The following is a 15,733-nucleotide window of genomic DNA, read 5'->3' as shown; positions in this document are numbered from 1 at the left end:
ACCTTGGTTTGCCCCTCCACCGCCTTCTCGATCTCCCGCTTCAGCTCGTCCTTGATCGCGGCCGTTTCAGCCATCAGGGCGTCGATCTTCATGAAATCGAGGACGCGGTATTTTGATACCGCCGGCCTGACCAGTATGTCCGGCTGGCATTGCCTCAGCTTGGCGGCGATGATCGACTGCATCATCAATTGCGTGGCGCCGAACATCAGGTCGACGGAGGTCGGGTATTTGCGCCGGGCCTCGGTCGGCACGCCAACCACGTCGACGGCTATGATGATGTCGGCGTCGTGCTCGATCAGGTCGAACGGCACCGGATTGTAGATGCCGCCGTCGATCAGCAGCCTGCCGTCGCGCATCACCGGGCGGAACACCGCGGGAATGGCCGCGGAGGCGGCAAGTGCCGAATGCAGGTCGCCGTCGCTGAACACGGCGAGCTTGTGGCCGAAGTAATCCGTCGCCGTCACCTTCAGCGGTATTTTCAGCCCGGCGAAGGTTTCGGGAATGGTGTCGGGCATGAATGCCCTGAGGATGCGCTCGACGTTGAACTGGGTGATACGCAGCCCGCCCTGCATCATCTCGGCGAAGGTGCCGGGCCGCGCCCGCCACATGCGCGCCGCCACCTCGGCGCGGTGGCCGAGGATCGAGCGCATATAGTCGTGAATATCCTTGCCGGTCATGCCCGAGGCCATGCCGGCGCCCATGATGGCGCCGATCGACGAGCCTGATATGGCGACGGGCCTGATGCCAAGCTCGTCCAGCGCCTCGATGACATGGATATGCGCCAGGCCGCGCGCGCCGCCGCCGCCGAAGGCGATGCCGAAGCTCGGGCTCATTGCTCCCTGGCCTCGCCCTGCTTCGGCCCGACGACCATGATGGCCGGCTCTCCGGAGAGCAGTCTCTTCGCCGCCGCTTTCACCTGATCCAGGGTCACCTCGTTGATGAGGGCGGCGCGGCGCTGCACATAGTCGATGCCAAGCTTGTCGAGCTGCAGCTCGACCAGCGTCGCGGCGATGGCGCCGGAGGAATTCAGATTGTTGATGGCATAGGCGCCGATCATGTATTTCTTGGCCGCCGCCAGCTCCGCTTCGGTCGGCCCCTCCTCAGCCATGCGCCTCACCACCTCGCGCACGACAGCCAGCGTCTCGGCCGCACGGTCCGAGCGGGTCGCGGTGGTGATGGCGAGCGCGTTGGCGTGCTGGTGGTCGACGAGGTCGGAACTGATGTTATAGGCCAGGCCGCGCTTTTCGCGCACCTCGTCGAACAGGCGCGAGGTGAAGGCGCCGCCGCCGAGGATCTCATTCATCAGCACCGCGGCGAAGAAATCCGGCGCACTCCGCTTTACGCCGGGATAGGCCAGTTGCAACGAGGTCTGCGGCTGGTCGTAAATGACCTCGAGCTGCTGGTTGAGTTTCGGATCGACATCGGCAACCGCGCTGAGCGCCTGGTGTTCCGGCAGGTCGCCGAAGACCATATCGAGCTTTTTCTTCAGCGTCTCTGCATCGATGGCGCCGACCACCGCCACATGCAGGCCGTCGCGGGCGAAGTTCGCCTTGTGAAAGGCGATGAGATCGTCCCGTGCGATCGTGGCGATGCTTTGCCTGGTGCCCTCGTCGGGTCGCGCATAGGGATGGCTGCCGTATAGTGCTTCCAGCCATTTGCGCTGGGCGACCGTATCGGGGTCGAGCTCGTTGGCGATGATGCCGGACAGTACCTGGGCGCGGATGCGGTCGATTGGCGCCTGGTCGAAACGCGGCTCGTTGACCGCCAGCCGCAACAGGTCGAAAGCGCCGTCCCGCTGCTCGGCCAACATGCGCATCGAGCCATAGGTGCCGTCACGCGCCGCATCGAAGCCCATCTCGGCGCCGACATCGTCCAGCTTTATCTGGAAGGCCTCGCTGTCGAGATCGCCGGCGCCCTCGTCGAACAGGCCGCTCATCAGATTGGCAAGCCCTTCCTTCCCAGCGGGATCCTGCGTCGTGCCGCCGCCGAAGACGAAGCGGATGGCGACGATGGGCACGGAATAATCCTCCACCAGCCAGGCGGTGATGCCCTTCGACGACGTCACCTCCTGGATGTTCATGGCCGCGCGGGCGGTAAGTGGCGGCAGGATGAGGACGAGCAGGGAGAGGAAGAAGGTGAATAGAGGTGCGACGGCGCGACGGGCCTTCCCTTCTCCCCTTGTGGGAGAAGGGAAAAGCGGGCGGCGCAAGATGCTCAAGCTCGTCATCACATCAATTCCCTGCCTGTGTCTGCGGCAAGAGATAGCCGGTCGTCGAATGGTCGAGATTGAGATAGCGCGCGGCAACGGCCTTGACGTCGTCCGCGGTGACCTTGCGGATGCGGCTTGGCCATTCCTCGACATCCCTGACGCTGCCGCCGGTGGCGAGCGTTGCGCCGTAGATGTTGGCCATCGAATCCTGCTTGTCGCGGGCGAAGATCATCGAGCGGACGAAACGATCCTTGGCCTTCTCCAACTCGCCCGATGTGACGCCGTCCCTGGCGATGCGGGCGACCTCGACCTCGACCGCCGCCTGGACATCGGCCAGCTTGGCGTCGCCGCGCGGGGCACCATAGACAGCGAAGTTGCTGGCATCGAGCATGGTGCCCTGGAACAAGGCGCCGGCCTCGGCGGCAATGCCTTGCTTGACGACAAGCTGTTGGTAAAGCCGGCTGCGGCTGCCGCCGCCGAGGATTTCCGACAGCAGGTCCAGCGCCTCCGCTTCACCCGGCTTGGCAGTGCGGTAGGACGGAACCACCCATTGCGTCGAAAAGTTCGGCACGCTGACGCGCGCGTCGGACAGCGTCACCGTGCGCCTGGTGTTCTGCTCCGGTTCGACCGGACGGATGCGCGGCGGCAGGTCTGGACCGCGCGCGACCTTACCATAGGTCTTTTCGGCCAGCGCCTTGACCACCTCCGGCTCGACATCGCCGGCCACCACCAGCACGGCGTTGTTGGGCGTGTAGTATTTGTCGTAGAAGGCCTTGGCGTCGGTGCGGTTCAGCTTCTCCATCTCCTGCATCCAGCCGATCACCGGAATACGATAGGGCTGGTTCTGCCAGAGCGTGGCGTCTACCTCCTCGCCGAGCACCGCCTGCGGATTGTTGTCGATGCGCGAGCGGCGTTCCTCGAGGATCACGTCGCGCTCGGTGGCGATGACGTCGTCGCTGAGGATCAGGTTGCGCATGCGATCGGCCTCGAAATCCATCATCTCTCCGAGCGCCTGCGGCACCACCGTCTCGTAGAAGGCGGTGTAGTCATAGGAGGTGAAGGCGTTGTTGGAACCGCCGATGGCCGAGACGGCGCGGTCGAACGCGCCGGCGGCATGGTTGGTCGTCGCCTTGAACATCAGATGTTCGAAGAAATGGGCGATGCCGGATTTGCCCGGCGGTTCGTCGGCGCTGCCGATCTTGTACCACACCATATGGGTGACGATCGGCGCGCGGTGATCAGGGATGACGACGACCTCCATGCCGTTGTCGAGCATGAAATCCGTCACCTTGCCGTCGGCCGGCTTGTTGTCGGCCAGAACCGGGCCGCTCAACACGAAAGCCAGCGCCAGGAGCGTTCCGCGCAGCCATTCAGCCTGAGATGTCATCAATGGCTCCGGTTGTCATGGGGTGGGACGATAGGCGGGGGTATTGCCACAGGCAAAATGATTTGTTCGTCATTTTCGAGGCGCTGCGCCAACCTTCCCTCCTGAGGGAGAAGGAGCCAGCGCCGGCGTACTCAGCCAACCTCGATAAATCGGATGACCGTCTCGCCATAGTTGCGCTCGTCGACAACCGAAAAACCCGGCCCTGCCTCGAAGGGCGCCACCGCCGCCTCCTCGACGACGCAGAGCGCGCCGGGGGCAAGCCAGCCGCCGGCTTTGGCCGAGCGCAAGGCACGCTCGCCAAGGCTCTTGCCGTAGGGCGGATCGGCGAACACCAGGCCGAACGCGGCCATCGTGCCCGCCTCGCCCAGGGCGGTAGCGTCGCGGCGGAATATCTTGGTGCGTCCGGTGAGGCCGAAGGCCTCGACATTGGTGCGGATCAGGCCGCGCCCTTCCGCCAATTCTTCGATAAAGACGCCATAGGCGGCGCCGCGCGACAGCGCCTCGAGGCCGAGTGCGCCGGTGCCGGCGAACAGGTCGAGCACGCGCGCGCCGTCCAGCCTGTCGGGGAAGCGATGTGCAAGCACGTTGAAGACAGCCTCGCGGGTACGGTCGGTGGTCGGGCGGATGGCGCTTGAGCGAGGCGTCGCCAGCGGACGCCCGCGAAACTCACCGCCGACGATCCGCATGGCTTCCCCTTGATCCGCCAGGGCCACTGCGCGGCCGGTCGCCGCCTTTGCCGCCGCCATCACTCTTGCCGGAATTCGGGCGTTCGCCACGCGGCTTGCCGAACGGCTTCGCGCCTCCCGGTTTTCCACTGGCGGGTTTTCCACTGGCGGGCTTGCCATAAGACGGCTTGAACGAGTCCTTGCGGGCCTTGGTTTCGGCCGCCTTGGCGGCGTCGGCATCCGCCCTGCCCTTGCCGATCGGCCGCGCACCCGGCGCCATCCAGACATTGGCCTTGCGCTGGCCCGGCGGCTCGATCGGCCGCTGCTCGCGTTCGGACTTCTTCCCACCGCCCGGTTTGCCGCCAAATCCACCCGGCCTCGGGCCGCGCTCGCCAAAGCTCTTTTCCGGTCCAGAGCTTCTGCCGGGACTTGTCGACAGCTTACCCAACGCCTCGTCGCGGCTGCCCTCGCGGCGTTTGCGGTTCTTGATCAATCCGCCTTCGCCGATTGGACGGCGCTCGCCGTCGCGGGTGAATTTCGGCCGCTCCGGCTCCGCCTCCCGCACCGCTTCACGCCGCACGGGCCTGTTGGAAAACGGCTTGGTGATCTCGGCGTCGAAATTGGCGCCAGACTCCTCGACCAGGCGTTCGCCGAGCTGGTCGCGCAGCACGCGACCCTTGATCTCCAGCACATGGCCTTCGGGCAGGTCGTCGAGCTGGAAAGGTCCGTAGGAAATGCGGATCAGCCGCGTCACGTCCAGGCCAAGCGAGCCCAGTATGTTCCTGACTTCGCGGTTCTTGCCCTCGCGCAGTCCAAGCGTCAGCCAGGCATTGGTGCCCTGCTCGCGGTCGAGCGTCGCCTCGATGGCGCCGTAGAAGACGCCGTCGACGGCGATGCCTTCGCGCAAGCCGGCAAGCGCACTTTCCTCGACCTTGCCGTGGACGCGCACGCGGTAGCGCCTGAGCCAGCCGGTGGACGGCAGCTCGAGCACGCGCGACAGCCCGCCATCATTGGTGAGCAGCAGCAGGCCCTCGGTGTTGATGTCGAGCCGGCCGATGGTCATCAGCCGCGGCAGGTCGGCCGGCAGCACGTCGAAGACGGTCTTGCGGCCCTCGGGATCACGGTTGGTGGTGACCACGCCGGCCGGCTTGTGGAACAGGAACAGCCGGGTCCGTTCGATCGGCGGGATCTCCATGCCGTCGAGATGGATGATGTCGCCGGGCATCACATTGAAGGCGGGCGAGGACAGCACTCTTCCATTGACCTTGACGCGCCCGGCCGCGATCAGTTCCTCGGCATCGCGGCGCGAAGCAAGGCCGGCGCGGGCCAGCCGCTTGGCGATGCGCTCGCCTGCCTCTTCCGTCGCCTCGGCGGGACGCGGGCGCGGCTTGAAGCCGCCGCCCGATGGCCCTTGAGGCCGATTGCCAAAATCGCGCTTGGGCCGATCGCCGAAGTCGCGCTTGGGACGGTCGAAACGCCGTTCGCCACCGTCCGCCGAGGCCGGCCGGTCGCCACGCGGCGCATAAGGTTTGCGTGGCCCCTCGCGCTTTTCGTAGGGCTTGCCTTCGGTGCGCGGCTCCTTGCTGAACGGCCGGTCGCCGCCCTTGAAGTCGCGCTTCGGCCGCTCGCCTTCGGCCGCCATCGGCCGGTCGCCGCGTGGCGCGTATGGCTTGCGTGAGCCCTCCCGCTTTTCATAGGGCTTGCCTTCGGGGCGCGGCCCCTTGCTGAATGGCCGGTCGCCGCCCTTGAAGTCACGCTTCGGCCGCTCGCCTTCGGCGGCCATCGGCCGGTCGCCGCGCGGCGCGTAGGGCTTGCGTGGCCCCTCGCGCTTTTCATAGGGCTTGGCTTCGGGGCGCGGCCCCTTGCTGAACGGCCGGTCGCCGCCCTTGAAGTCACGCTTCGGCCGCTCGCCCTCTGCCGCCGCCGGTCGATCGCCGCGTGGCGCGTAAGGTTTTTTCGCGCCGAAGGACGGCTTACCGCCTTTGCCGGCAGCGGAATCACGACCACGCAGGCCCGACGGTTTCGGGCCGTTCTTGCCCGAACCCTTTTGGCGCGGGAATTTCTTGTCTTTGTCGTCCATGTGGCCTTTGCTCGTTTGCACCGCTACAACGCCGCGCGTCCTATCGGACGCGCAATGGACGCTTAGCACTTAGATTTTGGCGCATGATCCTTTCCGAAACCGATTCCGGTTTTCGGGGTCATGCGCTAGATAACAGGATCACGCCTGAGTGGCGAGGAGATAATAGGAATGGAAACCGCTTGAAGCGGCCGGATTTCATGGCGCTGGCGCTGAAAGAGGCCGAAGCCGCCGCCTTGCGTGGCGAAGTGCCGGTCGGCGCGGTCATCGCCAGCGGCGATACGGTCGTTGCCAGCGCCGGCAACCGCACCCGCGAGCTTGCCGACCCCACCGCCCATGCCGAGATGCTGGCGATCCGCGAAGCCTGCCGCAAGCTGTCGAGCGAGCGGCTCACCGGGCATGATCTCTATGTGACGCTGGAGCCCTGCGCCATGTGCGCTGGCGCCATCTCCTTCGCCAGGTTGCGCCGGCTCTATTTCGGGGCCGCCGACGAGAAGGGCGGCGCCGTGGTCAACGGCGTGCGCTTCTTCGCTTCACCGACCTGCCACCATGCGCCAGACATCTATCCAGGCATGGCCGAAAGCGACGCTGCGCTGCTTCTGAAGGGCTTTTTCCGGGAGCGACGCGAACCGTAGCGTCGGTGACTTTCTTTAGCGTCGGCAGCTTACCAGGGCAGCCAGTCGAACATGCCGCCGCTCTTGTTCTTGGCGGCCGCCTCCTTCTTGAGGCGACGTTCTTTCTTGTACTCGTCCTCGCCGAGGTCGTCCACCGGCGCGGTGTCGGCAGCCGCGCGGTATTGCACCGGCGGCTCGCTCAGATATCTGCGGGTGTTCGGGTCCCCCTGCTTGCCTTCGGCGAGGCGGCGCTTGACCTCGGCGGCGCGGCCCTTGTCCGAATCGGCCGGAGACCAGGCCGGCGGATGACTGGAACCCGACTGCGCCATCGCAGCCTTGATCGCCACTGGATCCGTCTGGACGTCATCGACGATCTGCGCCTGGTAGGACGGATCGTCCTGATGGAGCGTGGCCTCGGCGCGCAGGCGAGCGCGGCGTTGCTCGGGCGATTCCGGCCAATCGGCGCTTGCCGTCGCGATGCTGTCCTGCGGCGGCGGCAGCACGCCCTTCTGCCCCGGCGCCGGCTTCACCAGTTCGGGACGCGGCTTGTAGTCGATCCTTTCCTTGGCCTTCGGCACAACCGAAAAAGCGCTGGTGAGATCGCCGGCAAGCTGGGCGGCGGCGGGCTTGTCGGTTCCGTAGGTAGGCGAGCCCATGCAGCCGGACAGGGCCAAGCCGGATACGACAAGCGGCGCCAGCAGCGCAACGCGCGCGCAAGTTCTTTCGGTCATGCCAAAAAATCCCACTCTAGACAGCCTCTCGATCGCCACCGGCCAAAGGTCCGGTCCCCATCGTCCACGCTCTTGCGACGGAAATCCGGCGACAATTTGTCGTCCGGAGTTTCGCGTGTTTATCTCAACCACTCGTTAAGGGCAACGAGCGGAGGCCGATCAGCCGCCCGCCGTGGCATTTGTGCACCGATATGGCGACTTGGCCATGCATATCGTTATCCCAAAACCGCTGCACACCCTCGGTTCAAGACCGAGGGCATGCTTTTGGGCGACATGCATTAAAGCCGGCCAAGCGCCTTCAACTCATGCAGGACCGCCGCGTCCCGCGCCGAAACGTCGGGAAATTCTTTGTCCTGCCCGACATCGGCCGTGTAGCGCCATGACCGCGCGCATTTGACGAGGCCCCGATCCTCGGCCTTCTCGACCACCACGGCGACGCCCTTGACGTCGTCCAGCGTGAAGGCGCCGGAAGGCACGCTGCCATGGGCAACGACAAGATCGCTGGTGATCGCCATCTCGGCCATGTCGACATCGGCGATCGCCGCTTCGAGCCCCGCATCGTCGAGCGTGACGACCGGCACCGCTTCCAGCGACGAACCGATGACCTTCTGGGCGCGCGCGATCTCCAGCGCGCCGGTGACGACACGGCGGACCTGCCTCACCTTGCGCCATTTTTCCGCCAGCGCCTCGTTCTTCCAGTCGGCCGGGATCTGCGGAAACTGGTCGAGATGCACCGAGACGACGTCGGGGTGACGGTCGAGCCAGGCTTCCTCCATGGTGAAGGGCAGCATCGGCGCCAGCCATTTCACCAGGCAGTCGAACAGATGGCGCACCACCTGCACGGAAGCCTTTCGCTTCACGCTCGACGGCGCGTCGCAGTAGAGCGCGTCCTTGCGGACATCGAAATAGAAAGCCGACAATTCGACCACCATGAAGTCGAGCAACGTGCGGGTGATGCGCTTGAACTCGAAGGCGTCGTAGCCCGTGCGCACGACCTCATCGAGCTCGGAGAGCCGATGCAGCATCAGCCGCTCCAGCTCCGGCATCTTGTCCAGCGGCACGTCCTCGCCATCGTCATGGGCAAGCGTGCCCAGCATCCAGCGGATGGTGTTGCGCAGCTTGCGATAGGCGTCGATATTGGTCTGCAGCACGTTCTTGCCGAGCCGCTGGTCTTCCCAATAATCGGTCGTCACCACCCATAGCCGCAGGATATCGGCGCCCGACTGCTTGATGACGTCCTGCGGCACCACGGTGTTGCCGAGCGACTTCGACATTTTCCGCCCCTCCTCGTCCATGGTGAACCCATGGGTGACGACGGTCTCGTAAGGCGCCCTGCCCCTGGTGCCGCAGCTTTCGAGCAGCGAGGAGTGGAACCAGCCGCGATGCTGGTCTGATCCTTCCAGATAGACGTCGGCCGGCCATTTCAGGTCCGGACGATCCTCCAGAGTGAAGGCATGGGTCGAGCCGGAATCGAACCAGACATCGAGGATGTCCATCACCTGCTGCCATTTCGAGGCGTCGTGATTGCCAAGGAAACGCTCCTTGGCGCCGACCGCGAACCAGGCGTCGGCGCCTTCCTTCTCGAAGGCTTCCATGATGCGCTGGTTGACCGCCTCGTCACGCAGAACATTGCCGTCGGCGTCGGCGAAGACGGCGATCGGCACGCCCCAGGCGCGCTGGCGCGACAGCACCCAGTCGGGGCGCTCCTCGATCATGGCGCGGATCCGGTTCTGGCCGGCGGCCGGCACGAAGCGGGTGTCGTCGATCGCCTTCAAGGCACGGCTGCGCAGCGTCGTGCCGTCGCCCAGCTCCTTGTCCATATAGACGAACCATTGCGGCGTGTTGCGGAAGATGATCGGCTTCTTCGACCGCCACGAATGCGGATAGGAATGCTTCAGGCGGCCGCGCGCGAACAGCGCTTCGCGCTTGATCAACTCGTCGATAACCGCCTGGTTGGCATTGCCCTTCTTGCCGTTGTCGTCGATGACGCGCGCCGCTCCGCCCTCGCGGTCCGGGCCAAAGCCCGGTGCATCCTTGGTGAAGAAGCCGGCATCGTCGACGGTGAACGGGATCGCGGTGTCGATGCCGCGCTGGCGCAGGTCCGATGCAGCGTCCATCCAGGCATCGAAGTCCTCGCGGCCATGGCCCGGCGCGGTGTGAACGAAGCCGGTGCCGGCCTCGTCGGTGACGTGGTCGCCGGCAAGCATGGGAACATCAAATTCGTAGCCGCCGGCAAGACCCTTGAAAGGGTGCGAAAGAGTAAGGTTTCCAAGCTCTTCGGCGCTGACGCTGCGAAGACGATTCAAGGTGACCTTGGCTTTGACAGCCGCCTCTTCCGCCAGCGCGTCGGCAAAGATCAGCTTTTCGCCAGGCTGCGGGCCGAAAGCGTTCTCGGCCGCCGTGACCGCGTAGAGGCCATAATTGATGCGTGGCGAATAGTTGACGGCACGGTTGCCTGGGATGGTCCACGGCGTGGTCGTCCAGATGACGACATGGGCCTCCAGCAAGTCCAGTGACGTCTCCGTAAGCTTTGGATTTAGCTTTGCGAGTTGCCCATCCATGACGTTGGTGACTTGCCAGGCAAGACTGACGACCGGGAACTTCGCCCAGATCGTGTCGCTCTCATAATCCTGATATTCGACCTCGGCCTCGGCCAGCGCGGTGCGCTCGACCACGCTCCACATCACCGGCTTGGAGCCGCGATAGAGCTGGCCCGACATGGCGAATTTCAACAATTCGCCGGCGATGCGCGCCTCGGCATGGAACGCCATCGTCATATAGGGGTTGTCGAAATCGCCGACGACACCAAGCCGCTGGAACTCGCCGCCCTGCACCTTGATCCAGTGCGCGGCGAACTCGCGGCATTCCTTGCGGAACTCGTTGACCGGCACCTCGTCCTTGTTCTTGCCCTTGGCGCGGTATTGCTCCTCGATCTTCCATTCGATCGGCAGGCCGTGGCAATCCCAGCCGGGCACGTAGTTCGAGTCGTAGCCGCGCATCTGGAACGAGCGGGTGATGACGTCCTTGAGGATCTTGTTCAGCGCATGGCCGATATGGATGTTGCCGTTGGCGTAGGGCGGGCCGTCATGCAGCACGTATTTTTCGCGGCCGGCGGCGTCCTGGCGCAGCTTGCGGTAAAGGTCCATGTCCTGCCAGCGCTTGACCAGCAGCGGCTCCTTCTCGGGCAGGCCGGCGCGCATCGGGAAATCCGTCTGCGGCAGATAAAGCGTTTTGGAATAGTCGATCGTTTCAACGGTGTCGGTCATTGGGGTATCGGTCATTGGTTTGCCATATGCATTGCCCGGCGGCGAAGGAGCCCGGGTGTTGAACTATCATGATCTGGAAAAAGCGCGAGAGGCCACGCGCAAGATTCCCGGTGGTTCCGGCGACTGTCAGGCCGCCCGGAACACCGAGCTTGTAATTCGTATCGCGATCGCGAGAAGGCGCGAAAAGCTCGTCATGGCTGGGCTTTTAACCGAGGCCGACGCTATTGAAAAGCCCGAACTCGCGATGGCCTCCTTGTATCATGTGCCAATTGCGCATACATTCGCAGGCAGATGGCATCAGAATGGCCTGCAGATGCCAGGGAGACGCCTATGTCGGTCGCCGCAAGGGCAATTCGCGTAACACACGACTTTTCCGTCCCTACGGACAAGATCGATCATCTGCGCAGTCTGGGTTTCAGCAGCGAAGAGCTCTATCGTATCGTTGCGCCCCGCCGCACGCTGGCGCGCCGCAAGGAACATGGCGAGCCGCTTTCGCCAGATGAATCCGACCGCGCCTTGCGCCTGGAACGCATCGCTGAGCAGGCGGATCGAGTATTCGGCAGTCATGAGAAGGCCCAGCGTTGGCTGCGAAGCGAGATTATCGCATTGGATGGCGCAAGGCCGATCGATCTCCTCGAGACAGAGACCGGCGCCCACATCGTTTTCGAAGAGCTTATCCGCATCGACTTTGGCATGTTTGCCTAACGATGCGCATCTGGCGCATCTCCAATTTCGGGGATCTCTCGGGTCGTGGCGGAACGCTCGTTGATGGAAGGTGGAACAGGCGCGGGATGCCCATCGTCTATTGCACCGACCACCCTTCGACGGCACTGCTGGAGATACTGGTGCATGCGACGCGCGAAACTGTTCCGAGAACCTACCAGCTTATCGAAATCGACGTTCCGGACGGAATAGAAACGACCGAACCGGTTATCCATGACGGCTGGGACAAGGACATGGAATCGACAAGGCGACAGGGCACGGACTTTCTCTCGGCCAATCGTTACGCGCTCATGAAAATTCCTTCTGTCGTAATGCGGAAAGCGAGCAACTACCTGCTCAACCCGAACCATGACGACGCGCCACGCATCACGATTGCCAGCCTATACCGCTATCCGTTCGACAGCCGCCTGATCAAATAAACCAGCCGACGGCCTGCGACGTCACATCGAAAAATTGAAGCGGTAGGTCGTCGAGACGCCGATCGTGAACTGGTTGCGGTCGCCGCGCTCCCTGACCAGGCTGGAATCGGCAGCCGGACCCATCAGCCGCGAATACTCGCCGAACAGGCTGGCCGTCATCGGCTCGGTCACTTTCCAGGTCACCGCGCCGCCGAGGCCCGCCGATTTCACCCCGCCGCCCGGATGGTATTCGCTGAGGCCCGAAGCCACGGCTTCCTCGGCATTGACGCCGTAATAGGCGTCGAAATAGTCCGATGAGGCGAACGAAACGCGCGGCCCGCCCGAAATCCTGACGTCCGGCGTCACATCGTAGAAGGCGTCGGCGGAGATGTCGGCGACAAAGCCGCTATGGGCGCGAATGCCGTGCCGCAACTCGGCGCGGGCGCGCAGCCAGTCCAAAGGATAGAATTCGAAGAAGCCGCCGGCCTCGCCGCCCCAGCGTACCGGGTCGAGGCCTTTCAACTCGTCGGCGTCGCCGCCATCGCGCGAAAACAGCAATTTTCCGGTCAGGCCGGCGCGGAGGCCGCCGTCGTCGATCAGCGCCAGCGAGATGTTGTCGTTGCGCGAAGTGAAGCGAGCCGCGGGCCCAACCTTGCCGAGCGAGATGATCGGCGAGGCGCTGAGCAGGTACTTCTTGCTGCCCTCGAAATCCGGCGCGATCATGCCAGTGGCGCCGACGGTCAGATACCAGTCGCCGGACAGCCAGCCAAAGGCGCCCTCGCCGGCTTTAGCGGCACCGGGCGCACCCAGCATGAAGGTGGCCAAGACCACCTGAAACACCCTGACAGAACGCATCGTTACCCCATACACACGAAACACCGGCAGGAACAACCGGCCTGCCGGGAGCCATGGCGCCCGTTCGGTAAAATTTGATTTAAATTCGAAACGGCCCGTTCGCTTTTTTGGTGCGCCTCCGGTGCAAGCTGCTCGCTGGACGAGCAAGGCCTTCGGCGCTAACCTCCGTATCGCGGAGATGGAGACGGCGACAATGTCCCTGCACGGCGATGCCTTGAAAGATGCGATTGGTCAGACGCAGGCGAAATGGGGATGGTTCGTCGGGCTCGGCGTGCTGCTGCTGATCCTCGGCGGCATCGCCTTCGGCAATCTGTTTATCGCAACGGTTGCCTCGGTCTATGTCGTCGGCTGGCTGATGCTGATGGCCGGCGTCATCGAGATCCTGCATGCCTTCGGAGTGAAGACATGGAGCCGGTTCTTCTACTGGCTGCTCAGCGGGCTTCTCTATGCCGTCGCCGGATTCTTCGCTTTCTACAATCCGTTGCTGGCCTCGGCGGTGCTGACCTTGCTGCTGGCGGTCGCCCTCGTCGCTTCCGGCATACTCAGGGCCTGGGTCGGTTACCAGCACAGGCCGCAGAAGGGTTGGGGCTGGATCGTCGCGGCGGGCGTCATCAGCGCGCTGGCGGGCCTGGTCATCGCCATGGGCTGGCCAGTCAACAGCCTGTGGGTGCTGGGGCTGTTCCTCGCCATCGACCTGATCTTCCAGGGTTGGGCCTTCATTGCCGTCGGCCTGGCGCTGAAAAAGTAGGTTCAAAAAGCGATACGGGCGTCGAGCTCGGAAAGTGGGCTGACGCCGGCAAGCAGCGCCCTCGCCTCGGCTTCGTCGCGTTTCATCTGCGCGACCAGCGCGTCGAGCCCATCGAACTTCACCTCGGCGCGCAGGAAACCGAAGAAGGACACCGCGCATATCTCGCCGTAGAGATCGCCGGAAAAGTCGAAAACGAAGGTTTCCAATAGTGGCGTGCCATTGTCGTCGACGGTCGGGCGGCGGCCAAAGCTGGCAACACCGTCGTGAAGCGTGCCGTCGGCACGACGGAAGCGGACGGCATAAATCCCTTCCTTCAGCGTGGCTTCCGGCGAAAGCCTCATATTGGCGGTTGGAAAGCCGAGTGTGCGGCCAAGCTGCTGGCCGCCGATCACCTCGCTCTCGACCGTAAAGCGGTAGCCAAGCAGGCCAGCGGCCTCGGCCACCGCGCCCTCGCAGAGCAGCGCACGGATCCGGCTCGACGACACCACCTCGGCGCCCTCGTCGCGAAAGGCGTCGACCAGCGTGACGCCGAAGCCGTGGCGTTCGCCGGCCGCCATCAGATAGGCCGGGCCGCCTTGCCTGTCCTTGCCGAAGTGGAAGTCGAAGCCGGTCACGGCGTGAATGATGCCGAGATTCTTGTCCAGTACGTCGGTCACGAAGGCTTCCGCCGACAGCGAAGCGAAATCGCGCGTGAACGGCTGTTCGACGAGTGCGGCAAAGCCCAGATATGACAGCAGCCGCGCCTTCATCGGCGGCGCCGTCAGCACGAACAGCGGCATATCAGGCCGGAACACCTTTCTCGGATGCGGCTCGAAGGTCAGCACCAGGGCGGGCACGTCGCGCTGGCGGGCTTCGGCAAGCGCGCGATCGAGCACGGCCTGATGACCGCGGTGAACGCCGTCGAAATTACCGATCGCCACCACCCCGCCACGCAAATGGGCAGGCAGCGGCGAGACTGCTGAAACGCGTTCGAAGGCTTCCGTCATTTCAAGGCTTCCGTCATCGGGCGACCCTACTGCAGTCTCGGAATGACGGCGACCGGCCGGTAGCCGTGCTTTTCCAGGAAGGCCGTTAGCCTGGCTGGATCCGGGCCCAGAGCGTCGCCATAGTCACGGGCATGGATGCCGCCGGACACGTAGAGCACATCGAAGCCATTGTCGGCGGCACCCTTGATGTCGGTCATCATGCCGTCGCCGATGGCCAGCACATCCGAGCGCTCGACCGGGCGGCCGAGCAGGTCGGCGACCTCCTTCATCGCGACGTCATAGACCGGCGCGTAAGGTTTTCCGGCGATCAGCGTGCGCCCGCCGAGCTGGGCGTAGTCGCGAGCCAAGGCGCCCGCGCACCAGATCATCCGCTCGCCGCGCTCGACCACGATGTCGGGATTGGCGCAGATGAAAGGCAGGTTCCTGGCGCGCAACCGCCGCAGAAGATCGGCGTAGTCTTCCGGCGTCTCCACCTCGTCGTCGAACAGCCCGGTGCAGACCACGCCGGATGCCTCGAACTCCTCGACCAGATCGACGTTAAGACCGTCATAGAGCGTGAAATCGCGATCGGCGCCAATGTGGAAGATTTTCCGCGGGCCTTCGGCGATCAGGTCGCGGGTCACGTCGCCGGAGGTGACGACGCGGTCGTAGGCGGCCGAGGGAACGCCGATCGCGTTCATCTGCGCCACCACATCGGCGCTTCGGCGCGGCGAGTTGGTGATCAGCACGACAGGTATCTTCGCCTCGCGCGCGGTTGCCAGCGCCAGAGCCGCGGTCGGAAAATGCCGTTCGCCATTGTGGACCACGCCCCAGACATCGCACAGGATGGCCGAATAGGCTCCCGACAAATCCGCGAGCGAGCCGATGATATCGGGCGAATCCGCCATACCGTTTTCCCAAGTCATGATGGTTGCGAGCGCCGCCGCCGACGGTCCGCCGCGGCAGGCCCGCATTAGCCGAAGCTCTTCAGCCTGTCACCAGCTTTCGCGATGTTCAGGATTGCCACTCGCGATGAAGGCAACATCGAAAGGCATAGAGTCCCTTATTTTCCAGATCTTTAGCTGATCCCGAAGG

General features: G+C 64.2%; 15 protein-coding genes. 5 read left to right on the top strand and 10 right to left on the bottom strand.

All coding sequences use genetic code 11. The features are described from left to right. The 5 genes from E5X88_RS13680 to E5X88_RS13660 form a co-directional block, all read right to left on the bottom strand. Positions 1–833 (bottom strand): patatin-like phospholipase family protein (locus E5X88_RS13680; RefSeq protein ID WP_292161977.1); only part of this gene is annotated, 833 nt, incomplete at its 3' end. Further along, positions 830–2,227 (bottom strand): pitrilysin family protein, encoded by a 1,398-nt coding sequence (locus tag E5X88_RS13675; protein ID WP_292161976.1) that lies wholly within the window; start codon positions 2,225–2,227, stop codon positions 830–832. The genes E5X88_RS13675 and E5X88_RS13680, both read right to left, overlap by 4 nt. 4 nt (positions 2,228–2,231) lie before the next feature. Then, on the bottom strand, positions 2,232–3,596 hold the full coding sequence (locus tag E5X88_RS13670; RefSeq protein WP_292161975.1) for a pitrilysin family protein: 1,365 nt from the start codon (positions 3,594–3,596) through the stop codon (positions 2,232–2,234). 131 nt (positions 3,597–3,727) lie between these two features. Further along, the gene (gene rsmD, locus E5X88_RS13665) at positions 3,728–4,282 is read right to left on the bottom strand and encodes a 16S rRNA (guanine(966)-N(2))-methyltransferase RsmD (protein ID WP_292161974.1); all 555 of its coding nucleotides are present in this window, start codon (positions 4,280–4,282) and stop codon (positions 3,728–3,730) included. Next, positions 4,263–6,341, bottom strand: coding sequence for a pseudouridine synthase (locus tag E5X88_RS13660; RefSeq protein WP_292161971.1), 2,079 nt, complete (start codon positions 6,339–6,341; stop codon positions 4,263–4,265). The genes rsmD and E5X88_RS13660 overlap by 20 nt, the downstream gene beginning before the upstream one ends. Before the next feature lie 179 nt (positions 6,342–6,520). Between E5X88_RS13660 and E5X88_RS13655 the strand changes: the two genes are divergently transcribed. Continuing rightward, the gene (locus E5X88_RS13655; RefSeq protein ID WP_292161970.1) at positions 6,521–6,973 is read left to right on the top strand and encodes a nucleoside deaminase; all 453 of its coding nucleotides are present in this window, start codon (positions 6,521–6,523) and stop codon (positions 6,971–6,973) included. Between the two features lie 29 nt (positions 6,974–7,002). On the opposite strand, the gene E5X88_RS13650 is transcribed toward E5X88_RS13655, so the two are convergent. Both E5X88_RS13650 and ileS read right to left on the bottom strand, forming a co-directional pair. Continuing rightward, the gene (locus E5X88_RS13650) at positions 7,003–7,683 is read right to left on the bottom strand and encodes a hypothetical protein (RefSeq protein ID WP_292161969.1); all 681 of its coding nucleotides are present in this window, start codon (positions 7,681–7,683) and stop codon (positions 7,003–7,005) included. Positions 7,684–7,961: 278 nt separating this feature from the next. Further along, a complete protein-coding gene (gene ileS, locus E5X88_RS13645) occupies positions 7,962–10,949 on the bottom strand; it encodes an isoleucine--tRNA ligase (RefSeq protein ID WP_292161967.1) in 2,988 nt (995 codons plus the stop codon). 58 nt (positions 10,950–11,007) lie between these two features. Between ileS and E5X88_RS13640 the strand changes: the two genes are divergently transcribed. From E5X88_RS13640 to E5X88_RS13630, 3 genes are read left to right on the top strand one after another with little or no spacing between them, the layout of a single operon-like run. Then, entirely contained in the window at positions 11,008–11,310 is a 303-nt protein-coding gene (locus E5X88_RS13640; protein ID WP_292161965.1) for a hypothetical protein, read from the top strand. Further along, positions 11,280–11,654 carry an antitoxin Xre/MbcA/ParS toxin-binding domain-containing protein gene (locus E5X88_RS13635; protein WP_292161963.1) on the top strand — a complete coding sequence of 125 codons (375 nt, stop codon included), beginning with the start codon at positions 11,280–11,282 and terminating at the stop codon, positions 11,652–11,654. Before E5X88_RS13640 ends, E5X88_RS13635 begins: the two co-directional genes overlap by 31 nt. Positions 11,655–11,656: 2 nt before the next feature. Continuing rightward, the gene (locus E5X88_RS13630; protein ID WP_292161960.1) at positions 11,657–12,091 is read left to right on the top strand and encodes an RES family NAD+ phosphorylase; all 435 of its coding nucleotides are present in this window, start codon (positions 11,657–11,659) and stop codon (positions 12,089–12,091) included. A 21-nt stretch (positions 12,092–12,112) separates the two neighbouring features. Here the strand turns inward: E5X88_RS13630 and E5X88_RS13625 are convergent, their stop codons facing one another. Then, a complete protein-coding gene (locus tag E5X88_RS13625) occupies positions 12,113–12,925 on the bottom strand; it encodes a MipA/OmpV family protein (RefSeq protein ID WP_292161958.1) in 813 nt (270 codons plus the stop codon). 193 nt (positions 12,926–13,118) lie between these two features. On the opposite strand from E5X88_RS13625, the gene E5X88_RS13620 reads away from it, so the two are divergent. Then, positions 13,119–13,673 (top strand): HdeD family acid-resistance protein, encoded by a 555-nt coding sequence (locus E5X88_RS13620; RefSeq protein WP_292161957.1) that lies wholly within the window; start codon positions 13,119–13,121, stop codon positions 13,671–13,673. Positions 13,674–13,675: 2 nt separating this feature from the next. On the opposite strand, the gene E5X88_RS13615 is transcribed toward E5X88_RS13620, so the two are convergent. Further along, on the bottom strand, positions 13,676–14,659 hold the full coding sequence (locus E5X88_RS13615; RefSeq protein ID WP_292161954.1) for a bifunctional riboflavin kinase/FAD synthetase: 984 nt from the start codon (positions 14,657–14,659) through the stop codon (positions 13,676–13,678). A gap of 26 nt (positions 14,660–14,685) precedes the next feature. After that, positions 14,686–15,546: a TIGR01459 family HAD-type hydrolase gene (locus tag E5X88_RS13610; RefSeq protein ID WP_292161951.1), complete on the bottom strand. Its 861-nt coding sequence runs from the start codon at positions 15,544–15,546 to the stop codon at positions 14,686–14,688. Positions 15,547–15,733 lie beyond the last annotated feature (187 nt).

This window comes from Mesorhizobium sp. (genome assembly GCF_004962245.1).
In the GTDB taxonomy this organism is placed as follows: Bacteria; Pseudomonadota; Alphaproteobacteria; order Rhizobiales; family Rhizobiaceae; genus Mesorhizobium.
Note: the sequence above shows the minus strand (reverse complement) of the source record. Positions and strands in the feature narration are given on the sequence as shown.

Coding starts and splice junctions, on each gene's coding strand:
- E5X88_RS13675 (WP_292161976.1), bottom strand. CDS start 2,227: ATGACGAGCTTGAGCATCTTGCGCCGCCCGCTTTTCCCTTCTCCCACA.
- E5X88_RS13670 (WP_292161975.1), bottom strand. CDS start 3,596: ATGACATCTCAGGCTGAATGGCTGCGCGGAACGCTCCTGGCGCTGGCT.
- rsmD (WP_292161974.1), bottom strand. CDS start 4,282: ATGCGGATCGTCGGCGGTGAGTTTCGCGGGCGTCCGCTGGCGACGCCT.
- E5X88_RS13660 (WP_292161971.1), bottom strand. CDS start 6,341: ATGGACGACAAAGACAAGAAATTCCCGCGCCAAAAGGGTTCGGGCAAG.
- E5X88_RS13650 (WP_292161969.1), bottom strand. CDS start 7,683: ATGACCGAAAGAACTTGCGCGCGCGTTGCGCTGCTGGCGCCGCTTGTC.
- ileS (WP_292161967.1), bottom strand. CDS start 10,949: ATGACCGACACCGTTGAAACGATCGACTATTCCAAAACGCTTTATCTG.
- E5X88_RS13635 (WP_292161963.1), top strand. CDS start 11,280: ATGTCGGTCGCCGCAAGGGCAATTCGCGTAACACACGACTTTTCCGTC.
- E5X88_RS13630 (WP_292161960.1), top strand. CDS start 11,657: ATGCGCATCTGGCGCATCTCCAATTTCGGGGATCTCTCGGGTCGTGGC.
- E5X88_RS13625 (WP_292161958.1), bottom strand. CDS start 12,925: ATGCGTTCTGTCAGGGTGTTTCAGGTGGTCTTGGCCACCTTCATGCTG.
- E5X88_RS13620 (WP_292161957.1), top strand. CDS start 13,119: ATGTCCCTGCACGGCGATGCCTTGAAAGATGCGATTGGTCAGACGCAG.
- E5X88_RS13615 (WP_292161954.1), bottom strand. CDS start 14,659: ATGACGGAAGCCTTCGAACGCGTTTCAGCAGTCTCGCCGCTGCCTGCC.
- E5X88_RS13610 (WP_292161951.1), bottom strand. CDS start 15,546: ATGGCGGATTCGCCCGATATCATCGGCTCGCTCGCGGATTTGTCGGGA.